The organism is Micromonospora sp. NPDC047527, from assembly GCF_040643015.1.
GTDB lineage: Bacteria > Actinomycetota > Actinomycetes > Mycobacteriales > Micromonosporaceae > Micromonospora.
In genome coordinates this window covers 843,287-855,073 of sequence record NZ_JBEYTK010000002.1, presented here as the reverse complement: position 1 = coordinate 855,073, position 11,787 = coordinate 843,287, and the positions used below count along the sequence as shown (strand labels likewise).

The 11,787-nt window shown below is 73.6% G+C and carries 2 protein-coding genes; both read right to left on the bottom strand.

Translation table 11 applies throughout. The features are described 5' to 3' along the window. Positions 1 to 42 precede the first annotated feature (42 nt). Positions 43 to 5,163, bottom strand: a complete 5,121-nt coding sequence (locus tag ABZ808_RS12775; protein WP_357004585.1) for an amino acid adenylation domain-containing protein — start codon at positions 5,161 to 5,163, stop codon at positions 43 to 45. After that, entirely contained in the window at positions 5,160 to 11,696 is a 6,537-nt protein-coding gene (locus ABZ808_RS12770) for an amino acid adenylation domain-containing protein (RefSeq protein ID WP_357004582.1), read from the bottom strand. Before ABZ808_RS12770 ends, ABZ808_RS12775 begins: the two co-directional genes overlap by 4 nt. Positions 11,697 to 11,787: the final 91 nt, after the last annotated feature.

Here is an 11,787-nt window from a genome sequence, read left to right as displayed (position 1 = left end):
GACCTCCCCGGCCGTGCCCGCCGTCGGACGAGGGTCGGTTCATCACGCCGGTCCGAGCGCGGCGGCCAGCGCGGCGGGCTCCGCGGACCAGCGCAGTTGCTCCGCCGGCAGAGCCGTGTCGACCACGTCGAGGTTGCCGAGGCAGAGGTCCTCCCAGAACTCGATCTCGGCGTCCCGCGCCGGCTGCACCAGGGTGATGTCCCCGGCGTAGATGGATGGCTCGTGGCGCGCGAGGGCGTCGCGCACTCCGGCGGCGGGGTCGTCCGCGCTGCCCGGGCCGGGTCGGTGGCCGGCGAACAGGCGCAGCCCTTCGACGAGCACACCGCGTTCGGTCAGGTTGCGGGCCACCTCGACGGCGAGGACCGCCATCGGTCCGTGGGCGAGCAACTCCACCTGGGGCAGGTCGGCGTCAACGACCGCCTGGGCGTACGCGGCGGCGGCATTGTCCACCGACGGCAGCAGCTCCAGCCCCGCGCCGGTGAACACCCAGGCGGGGGCAGCGGGGAGCAGCGCCGCGGCGAGCGGCCCGACCCCGTCGGCCGATCCCGCCTCGTCGGGCAGGAAGATCCGGGGTACGCCGGTGCCCTCGGCGTGCACGGCGACGAGCAGTTCCGTCGACCGTTGCTGGCCGGCCTCCTGCGGCTGCTCCCCGGCCTCGGCGGCGGTGGTCAGCCACTGCGCGAGCCGAGCGACGGTGGCCAGTTCGAGCAGGTTGCGCAGCACCTCGTCGAAGAACAGCGCGCGGGCCGGCGGCAGTTCCTCGATGATGCGCCCGGCCAGTTGGGCGGCGACCAGCGAGTCCCCGCCGAGCTCGAACAGGTTGCCGTCGCGCCCGACCGGCGTACCGAGGGCCTCGCTCCACATCGCGACCAGGTCCCGTTCCAGCTCGGTCTCGGGTGCCGCGCCGGCCAGTCCGGCCCGCGCCCCGCCGTGCCGGCGACCCAGCCGCCCCGCGAGGGACCGGCGGTCGATCTTGCCGTTGTCGGTGACCGGCAGCTCGTCGAGGATCTCCACGGTGCCCGGCACCATGTACTCGGGCAGCCGGGCACGCAGGTGGTCGGTGAGCGCCCGTGGGTGCACGGGTGCGCGGTCGGCCTTGAACCGGGCGGCGAGCACGCACATGCCCATCCGTCCGACGAAGGTGTCCTCCGCCGGCAGGCAGACGCTGGTGTCGGCGCCCGCCCGGCCGAGGATGTCCCGCCACCGGTCGCGGGCGAGGAAGACCGTCCCGGTCCCGGCGCGGTCGTCGGTGAAGTCGCCGGTGGCGTCGTCGAGCCGGACCAGCAGCTCCAGCGACGTCATGATCTGGTAGTGGTCCCGGGTCATCTCCAGGGCCACCAGCCATCCGCCGGGGGCGAGCAGCCCGCGCAGCCGGTCCAGGACCCGGTCGACGTCGGCGGTGGCGTGCAGCACGTCGCCGGCGACGACGAGGTCGAAGGAGTTGGGCGCGAGGCCCTGCTCGGTGGGGTCGGCGTCCAGGTCGTACAGGCCGAACCGGACGCCGGGCACCTCCCCGAAGCGGGCCTGCGACTGCCCCGCGAAGTAGGGCGACAGGTCGGTGCACAGGTAGTCGATGTCGTGCCCGGCGAGCGCGTCGAGCACCGCGGCGGTGGTGCCGCCGCCACCCGCGCCGACCTCCAGCACGCGCAGCGGCCCGGTGTGCCGCCGGTGACTGCCCAACTCCGCCACGACGGCACCGGCGGCCCGGTTGGCCCAACGGTTGAACACCGCCTCCTCGTAGAGCTGCTGGGAGACGTCGAGCTTGCCCTCGGGGAAGAGCAGCCGAAGCGGGTCCTCGTCGCCACGGAGCAGGGCTGGCAGGTGGCGGATGCTGGCCCGGAAGTAGTCGAGCAGGCGCTCCTCGCCCGGCAGCGCCGCCGCGTCGACCGCCGCCCACGCGACGTCGAGCGCGTCGGATGCGACAACGCCGGCCAGCCGGTAGTGGTCGCCGTCGACGGCCAGCAGGCCCTCGGTGACCAGGGCGGCGAGCCAGCGGCGCAGCAACCGGTGGTGTCGGGGCGCGGCGTCGGTGGCGGCCACGATCTCGGCGGCGGTGTGGCGGTCGTCGGGCGTGGCGAACATTCCCGCGCGGCGGAAGGTGTCCAGCATGGCGGGCAGGGCCACCTGGTCGAGCCGGTGTGCGTACTCCAGGTAGCGGTCCGGGTCGACGCCGTCGAGCGCGGCGTCACCGGCCCGCGCCGCGACCGCGTCCAGGTCGGCCACGTCCTCGGCCGGCGGCGTCGCGGCGGCGGGCTGCGCGAAGGCGACGAGGGTACGCTCCAGCGGCTGGTCGCCCGTGACCAGCACCGCCGCCCCGGCGACGTCGGGGTGGCTCTGCAGGGCCGTCTCGATCTCGGCCAGCTCGATCCGGTGGCCACGGATCTTGACCTGGTGGTCCTCCCGGCCGAGGAACTCGATGTCGCCGTCGGGTAGGTACCGGCCCAGGTCGCCCGTTCGGTACAGGCGCTCGCCCGTGACGGGGTGCACGATGAACCGTTCCGCCGTGCGCTCGGGGTCGTGCAGGTAGCCGAGCGCGAGGCCGACGCCGCCGATGAACAGCTCTCCGGTCACCCAGTCGGGGCAGGGCCGCAGCAGCGGGTCGAGGACGTGGAAGGTCTGGTTGGCCAGCGGCCGGCCGTACGGGATGCTGGCCCAGTCCTCGCCGACCACGCCGACGGGGTAGTGGATCGACCAGATGGACGCCTCGGTCGCCCCACCGAGGCTCACCACGTCGAGGCCGGGCACCTGGGCGCGGATCTGGTCGGGCAGGGCCACCGGGATCCAGTCGCCGGAGAGCATCGCCAGCCGCAGGGTGGGCAGCGCGGTGCCGGCCACCCCGAGGTATCCGGAGAGCATCTGGAGCTGGGCGGGAACGGAGTTCCACACCGTCACCCCGTGGGCGGCCACCAGGTCGGCCCAGTGCGACGGGTCCGCGCGCCGCTCGGCGTCGGGGACGACCAGCGCCCCGCCGACGGAGAGCGGGCCGAAGATGTCGTAGACCGACAGATCGAAGCCGAGCTGGGACAGGGCGAGCACACGGTCCCGCTCGCCGACGCCGAACCGGGCGTTGATGTCGAGGACGGTGTTCAGCGCCGCCTCGTGGGTGATCATGACCCCCTTCGGCGTCCCGGTCGAGCCCGAGGTGTGGATGACGTACGCCAGGTCGTCGGGCCGCGACCCACCCGGCTCGCTGGGCGGGTCGGCCGGCGGCACCTCGTCCAGCGCCACGACGACGACCCCGGACGGCCAGGAGCCGGCGGCCAGGTCGCGGGAGGTCAGCACGTGCCGTACGCCCGCACCGGTGAGGATCGTGTCGCGCCGGGCCACGGGCTGCGCGGTGTCCACCGGCACGTACACCGCGCCGGCGAGCAGCGCGCCGAGGACGGCCACGACCTGCCCCGGGCCGCGTTCCAGGGTCACCCCGACGAGGTCGCCGGGTACGCAGCCCGACTCGACGAGCCGGGCGGCGACGCCGGTGGCGTGGGCGGCCAGGTCGGCGTAGCTGAGCGTGGTCGTACCGTGGATGACCGCCGGGGCGTCCGGGGTACGACGGGCCTGGGCAAGAACCGCGTCGTGCAGACGGGCACGGGTCAGCGGGGCGGCGGTGGCGTTGATCTCCTCGCGGCGGCGTCGCTGCCGTTGCGGCAGCAGGCTCGACGGGACCCGCTGCCACGCCTGGTCGTCGGTGGCGAGCTGACGCAGCAGCTGCTCGAAGGCGGCGAACATGTCGTCGACGACGCCATCGGGCAACACACCCTCGCGTACGTCCCAGTTGGTCGACAGCCCGCCATCCCGCTCGGAGTTCTGGCAGTCGATGACGACCTGCGGGGTCTGGCTGATCCCGTACCCCATCTGTCCGTGCGACACCGATGCCGTGGCCCCGGCCTCGCCCAGGCCGATCGCGCTGGTGAAGACGACGGGGAACAACGCCGCGTCGGCGCCGCGTCGGCGGGTGATCTCCCGCATCACCTCGATGCCGGAGAACGCCCGGTGGTCCATGTCCTGCCAGAGCTGGGCCTGCACGGCCCGAGCCCAGCGGTCGAAGGTGTCCGCCTCGTTCTGGTCGACCGCGAGCAACTCCACGCCGGTGAAGTCGCCGACGACGGCGGGCACCTGTGGATGCAGCGGCAGGCGGTTGAGCAGCGTGACGTTCAGGGTGAACGTGGGACGGCGGCTCCACGCGGCGATGACGTGCGCGTACGCGGCGAGCACCGCGCAGGACGGGCTCACGTCGTGCTGGCCCGCGTGCTTGCGCAGCCCCTCCCACAGCTCGGGTTCCAGGCTGGCGGCCAGCCGGCGGAACCGGCCGTCGCTCTGCCGGGCACGGCCGGTCAGCGGCAGCTCGGGGCCGGGCGGCAGGTCGTCCACGCGGCGCAGCCAGTAGTCGCGGTCGGCCTCCCGGTGGCTCGCCGTCCAGTTCCGCTCGGCCAGCAGGTAGTCCCGGAAGCCGATCTCCAACTCGGGCAGCGGCCCGGCGTCGTGGTAGAGGCGGTGCAGCTCGTCGAGGATGATCTGGATGCTGACGAAGTCGGCGATGAGGAAGTCCACCGAGACGTGCAGCACCGCCTCGTCGTCACCACGGGTCACGCGCGCCTCGAACAGGGGCCAGACGTCGGGCCGGAACACCCGATGGTCCATCTCGGACCGCACCTCGGCCACCCCGCCGTCGAACTCGTCGCGGTCGCGCCCGCGCAGGTCGCGTACGGCGACGTGGTAGTCGTCGACCTGCGGCAGAACCCGCTGCGAACCGTCGATGTCGATCACCGCTCGGAGCATGTCGTGCCGGGCGATGAGCGTCCGCCAGGCGCGGGTCATCCGCTCCGGGTCCAGATCCGGGTAGTGCAGCTCGCCGTAGCCGTGGCAGGCGACACCGCCGTAGGCGAAGGTCGAGCCGCGGCCCAGCAGGTACGCCGACTGCACCTCGGTGACCGGGAACGGGTCGTGGCGGTGCTCCGTGTCCGGCACCACTCGCGGCATCCGGCCGTTGGCCAGGTGGGCGAGGATCTCGTCGCGGCGGGCCCGCAGCAGCGTGCGCCGCTCGTCGGTCATGAAGCCGGCGGGCGCGCGGAACTTCAGCGCGCCGTCCTCGGCCCACAGCCGCAGTCCGGCCCGTTCGAGGTCGGTGACCAGCCGCTCGACGGGGATGCGGGGGTCGTTGCTCATATGACACCTTCCTCGACGTCGTCGTGAGCCGACGCACGGAGCTGCTCGTCGACAGCGGCCGCGAGCTGGGCGAGCACGGGTACGGCGAACAGTTGTCGCAATGTCATGTCCACGCCGAGCCGCTGGCGCAGCGCCTCCAGCAGGCGGGTGGCAAGCATGCTGTCCCCGCCCAGGGCGAAGAAGCTGTGCCGGCGGTCGACGACCGGCTGGTCGAGCAGCTGCGACCAGAGCGCGGCGAGAAGTTCCTCGGTGGGCCCCTTGGGCGGCTCGGCCGTGTCGTCGAGCGGGTCGGCGCGCAGTAGCGTCCCGAGCCGCTGGCGGTCGACCTTGCCGTTGGCGGTCAGCGGCAGCTGCTCCACCGTCACGACGTACTCGGGCACCATGTACGCGGGCAGCCGCTCGGCCAGCCAGCCGGCCAGGTCCGGCTCCGTACCCCCGGTGGCGGGTACGACCGCGAGGCCGATGTGCTGCGTCGGCGCCTGGCCGACGACCATCGCCACCGCCCGCCCGACGAGCGGGTGGGCCTCGGCGGCGGCCTCGATCTCGCCCAGCTCGATGCGGTGCCCGCGCACCTTGACCTGGAAGTCGACCCGGCCGAGGAACTCCAGCGTCCCGTCCGGCCAGTACCGGCCGAGGTCGCCGGTGCGGTACCAGCGGCGGCCCTCGTCGTCGACGCCGAACTGCCGGGCGGTCAACTCGGGGGCGTTGCGGTAGCCCAGCGCCACCCCGGTGCCGCCGATGCGCAGTTCCCCGGGCACCCAGTCCGGGCAGTCCCGGTCACGCGAGTCGGTCACCCGGTAGCGCTGGTTGCGCAGCGGGCGGCCGTACGGGATGGAGCGCCAGTGCTCCGGCACCACCGCGACCTCGCAGGCGTTGGACCAGATCGCCGCCTCGGTGGCACCGCCGAGGGCAACGAACCGGGCGTGCGGGGCGACCCGCGCCAGCCGGTCCGGCAGGTCCAGGCCGATCCAGTCACCGGAGACCAGGGCCAGCCGCAGGCCGGACGGCGGGTGGTCGCCAGCCGCCACGAGCAGCATGTCCAGCAGCGCGGGCACCGAGTTCCAGACGGTCACACCCCACCGGTGGGCCAGCCAGGCCCAGCGGCGCGCCTCCCGGCGGTCCTCGTCGGCCAGCACGACCAGCGCGCCGCCGGCTGCCAAGAGCCCGAACACGTCGTAGACGGACAGGTCGAAATCCAGCGCGGAGACCGCCAGCACCCGGTCCTGGGGTCCGACGCCGTACCGGGAGTTGATGTCGGTCACCGTGTTGACGGCGGCCCGGTGGGTGATCTCCACCCCCTTGGGCTCCCCGGTGGAGCCGGAGGTGAAGATCGTGTACGCCAACGCGTCCGCGTCGACCGTCACCGGCCCGCGCAGCGGCGGCCCGTCCACGTCGGCGGCCACGGTGGGCAGATGATGCCCGTCGTGACGGCCCACCACGGCGGTCACCTGCGCCTTGGCGTGGATCCGATCGCGGCGGGCGGCGGGCTGGTCGACGCTGACGGGCACGTACGACGCGCCGGCGGCCAGCACGCCGAGAACGGCGGCGACCTGCTCCGGCCCGCGAGGCACGGTTACGGCGACCGCGTCGCCCGGTTCCACCCCGGCGCGCAGCAGCGCCCCGGCGATCCGCAGCGCGCGGGTGGCCAGCTCGCCATAGCTGATCGACGTCTCGCCGTACGCGACCGCGAGCCGGTCGGGGTCGCGGGCCGCGTGGGAGAAGAACGGCCCGTGCAGGGTGTGCCCGGGCGCCGGGGCGTCGGTGGCGTTGACGGCGGCCCGGACCGCGCGCTGCCCCGGCGGCAGCATGTCCGGCAGCGGCCGGTCCCAGTCGCCGTCGGCGAGCCAGCACAGCAGCCGGTGGTAGGCGTCGAACATGGCGTCGAGCAGCCCGTCGGGGAACAGCTCGTCGACGCTGTCCCAGTTGAAGGTCAGCCCGCCGTCGCGTTCCATGACCTGGTTGTCCAGCCACACCTGCGGGGTCTGCGAGATGCCCCAGGTCAGCTCGCCGAAGGGGAACCGCATGTTTACCAGGTCCGCGGCCACACCGAGCGCGCTGGTGAACACGATCGGCATGCTGACCGTGCCGCTGTTGCGCCGTCGCGCCAGCTCCCGCAGCACCCACAGGGCGGAGACGTCGTTGTGCTCCAGCCCGGCCCACAGGTCCTGCTGGAACCGGTGGGTGGTCTCCCGCCACGGCTGCCCCGCTGCCCCTCGGTAGCCGACCAGGATCAGCGAGGTGAAGTCGCCGAGGATCGCGCCGATGTCGGGGTGCACGTCGTGGCGCTGGAACATGGTCAGGTTGAGCGTCAGCTCGTCCTGCCCGCTGTACGCGCTGAGCACCTCGGCGTACGCGGTGGCGAGGACCGCGGCCGGGGTGAGTCGGTGGTCCCGGGCACGCCGGTTGATCGCCGCCCACTGCTGCGGGGTGAGGCTGCGCTCGCGACGGACGAACCGCGGGGCGACAAGGGTTTCGGGGTCGACGGCCAGCGGCAGCGCGGGGGCCGGGGCGATGTCGTCCAGACGCCCGCGCCAGTATGCCCCCGCCCGCTCAACCGCCTCCGGCGGCGCCGCCGCGCCGAGCACGTAGTCGCGGAACGACACCCCCAGCGGGCGCAGCTCGGCGTCGGGGTCGCGGTAGAGGGTGGACAACTCGGAGAAGAAGACGACGATGCTCAACGCGTCGAGCACGATGTAGTCGAAGCTGAACGCGACGCGGGTGCCGCCGGGGTGACGCACGGCCTGGATGTCGATCAGCGGCCACCGGGACGGGTCCGGGACACGGTGGGACAGCTGCTCGCGCAGCGTCGCCAGGCGTTCCTGCCCCTCGTGCACGGTAATGGTGAACGGCGGCACCTCGGGCAGGATCCGCTGGTCGCCGTTGTCGTCGAAGACCGCGCGGAGCATCTCGTGCCGGGCGATGAGCGTGTCGACCGCCCGGCGCAGCCGGTCGAGGTCGACGTCCCCGCCGTCGAACTCCCAGTACCAGTGGGAGCCGACCCCGCCGAGCGCGAAGTCGGCGGTGCGCCCCATCCAGTAGGCGCGCTGCACGTCCGTGGGCGGGAACGGGTCGTGCCGGTGCGCCGGGTCGGCGGTCAGCGCACGCCGCTCGGCGGGTGCGCCAGCCGTACCCGTGGTGCGCAACCGCACCGCGAAGCCGGCCAGATCGCGGGCGTGGAACAGGTGGTGCAGTTCGGCGCCGGCGATGCCGGTCTCGCGCAGCCGGGCCAGCAGCCGGGTGGCGACCAGGCTGTCGCCGCCGAGGGCGAAGAAGTTGTCCTCCCGGTGCACCTCGGGCACGTCGAGCAGCTCCGACCAGAGGGCGGCCACGGCCGTCTCGACCGCGCCCCGGGGCGCGGTGCCCGCGACCGCCGGTCGGGCGGCGACCAGCTCGGGCAGCCGGGCGCGGTCGATCTTGCCGTTGGCCGACAGCGGGAACGCGTCGAGGACCACCACGACGGCCGGCACCATGTACGGCGGCAGCTGTTCGGCGGCGCGCTGCCGGATCACCTGGGGGTCGGCGTCAGCCCGGGTGACGGTGACGGCGACGGCGAGGGTGGCCCCCTCGACAACCTGGGCCAATGCGCGGGAGACGTCCGGGTCGCGCTCCAGCGCGGCCTCGATCTCGCCCAGCTCGATCCGGTGGCCCCGGATCTTGACCTGGAAGTCGGTACGCCCGAGGAAGTCCACCGTGCCGTCGGGCCAGTACCGGGCCAGGTCGCCGGTGCGGTACCAGCGCTGCCCGGCATGTTCGACGAACCGGTCGGCGGTCCGTCGCGGGTCGCCCGCGTAGCCGGCCGCTACCGACCGGCCGCCGATCCACAGCTCGCCGGGCACCCAGTCCGGCCGGTCCCGGCCGTGCTCGTCGACGACCCGCATGAGCTGGTTACGCAACGGCACGCCGTAGGGCACCGACCGCCAGTGCGGCGGCGGGTCGACCGGGGCGGACTGCACAGTGGAGTGGATCGCCGTCTCGGTGGTGCCGCCCAGGCCGTACAGCCGGCTGCCCGGGGCCACCTCGGCCAGCCGACCGGCCAGGTCGAGGCCGACCCGGTCGCCGCCGAGCACGGCGAGCCGCAGCGGCAACGGCCCGGCGTCTTCCGCCGCCCCGGTCTCGGCCTGGGTCAGCAGCAGGTCGAGCAGGGCCGGGACGGACTGCCAGACCGTCACCCGGTGCTCGTGGACCAGGCGCAGCCAAGCCGCCGGGTCACGGCGGGTGTCCTCGGTGACGGTGACGACGGCGCCACCCACGCCGAGCAGGGCGAACATGTCGAACACGGACAGGTCGAAGTCGAGGGCCGAGACCGCGAGGACGCGGTCGTCCGGGCCGATCGCGAACCGCCGGACAAGGTCGTCGAGGGTGTTGCGGGCCGCCCGGTGGGGCACCCGGACCCCCTTCGGCGCTCCGGTGGAGCCGGAGGTGAACAGCAGGTAGGCGTCCTGCTCGGGGTCGACAGGCGGCGCGTCGTCGCGCAACGGCACGCCGACGGTGGGGACGGTCAGTGTGGTCGAGGAGTCGACGGGCGACCCGTCCGCGGCCCCGGCGGTGGTGACGGTGAACCGGGCCGCCGCGGTGGCCCGGATCAGCTCGCGCCGGGCATTGGGCTGGTCGACGCCGATCGGCACGTACACGCCGCCGGCCCGCAGCACGCCGAGCACCGCCACGATCTGGTCGGGGCCCTTCGGCAGTGTGACGGCGACGGCGTCACCGGGGGCCAGGCCACGGGCGGTCAGCTCGTCGGCCAGCGCCTGCGCCCGGCCCGCCAGCTCGCCGTACGTGAGCACGCCCGCCCGGCCCGGCCCGGCCAGCACCGCCGGCCGGTCGGGCTCACGGGCCGCCCAGGCGAACACGTCGCGGTGCAGCGGCCCGTCGGCAATAGGGCCGGCGGTGTCGTTGGCCGACGCCCGAGCGGCGAGCGTGTGAGCGGGCAGCGCGATCGGGGCGCGCCCGGACCAGTCCGTGGCCGGGTCGAGCAGCCAGTCGACGATCCCCAGGTAAGCGGCGAACATGTCGTCGACGAACCCCTCGGGGAACAGTTCGTCCACGACGTCCCAGTTGAGGTAGAGGCCGTCCTCGCGCTCGGTGATCTGGTAGTCGAGCCAGACCTGCGGGGTCTGGGACATGGTCCAGCCGGGCAGGCCGAAGCAGTCCCGCACCTCGGCGTCGAACAGCTCGCCGAGGCTCAACGCGCTGGTGAAGACGACTGGCGCACCGACGGGTTGGCCGGTCCGGGCGCGGGACAGGTCGCGCAGTACGTCGATCCCGCTGTACGTCGAGTGGGCGGCGTCGCTGCGCAGCCGGTCCTGATGCCGACGGACGAGGTCGACGAAGCCGGCCGGTCCGGTCGTGTCGATCTCCAGCAGAACCAGGTTGGTGAAGTCACCGACGACCGCGCCGACGTCGGGGTGGACGGGGCGTCGGTCGTACATCGGCAGGTTCAGCACGAATCGGCCGCTGCTGCTCCACGCGGCCAGCACCTCGGCGAAGGCCGCGAGGAACACCATCGACAGGGTGACTCCCGCCGCCGCCGCGCGCCGTTCCAGTTCCGCCTGCTGCTGCGGGGTCAGCCAGTGGTAGCGGCGGACCACCCGGTGGCCCTCCACGGTGGCCGGGTCCACGGCGGTCGGCAGCTGGGGCGGGCCGGGCAGGGTGTCCAGCCGCTCGCGCCAGTACTCGCGGGCCCTGTCCCGGGCCTCGTCGGGACGGGCGGCGACGGTGGCGAGGTAGGCGGGATAACTGAGGCTCACGGGAGCCACCTGCCGGTCCGGGTCCCGGTAGAAGGCCGCCAGGTCCGACAGGATGAGCCGGAAGCTGTGGGCGTCGGCGACAAGCATCTCGACGTGTACGTGCACCCGCGTGGCGCCGCCGGGCAGCAGGGACAGTTGGATGTCGAAGGTCTCCGACTCCTCCACCCGCAGCCGCCGGTGGGACAACCGGTGGCGCAGCCGCGCCAACTCCTCCTCGCACCGGTGCGGCGGCAGCTCACGCAGGTCGTGCACGGTCAGGCCCGGCCACGGGCTCTCCGGCCGGATCCGCTGGGTGCCGTCGGTGTGGAACTCGGCCCGCAGCATGCCGTGCCGACGCAGCACCGTGCGGACGGCGGCGTCGAGCCGGTCCGGGTCGACACCGGCACCGTCGAACTCGTTGTAGAAGTGGGCGCCCACGCCACCGAGGGGCTGCCCGTCCGCCCGGCCGACCCAGTACGCGTGCTGCATCGTGGCCAGGCCGAACGGCGCGGACTCATCTACGACCACCGGCGGCAGCTGGGCCGGGCGGGCCTCGGCGTCGCGCTCCTCGACCAGGCGCCACCACTGTGCGAGGGTGCGCCACTCGATGAGCTCACTGAAGGTGACCGGGACGCCCTGACTGTGCCAGCGGCTGGCCAGCCGCATGAGCGCGATCGAGTCGAGGCCGAGCATCAGCAGATCGTCGTCGTCCCCCACCAGTGACGGCGGGCAGCCGAGGGCCTCCGCGACGTCCTCCCGAATCCGGTCGAGGGTCAGGGTCGGATCGGTGTCGACGGCAACGTCCAATGTCGCGTCTCCTCAGTAAGCCTCTACCACGTCTCCGCTCGGCTGGCGCTAAGCTATCAGCGGATCGTGACTCGGGTCTAGAGATAGTCGG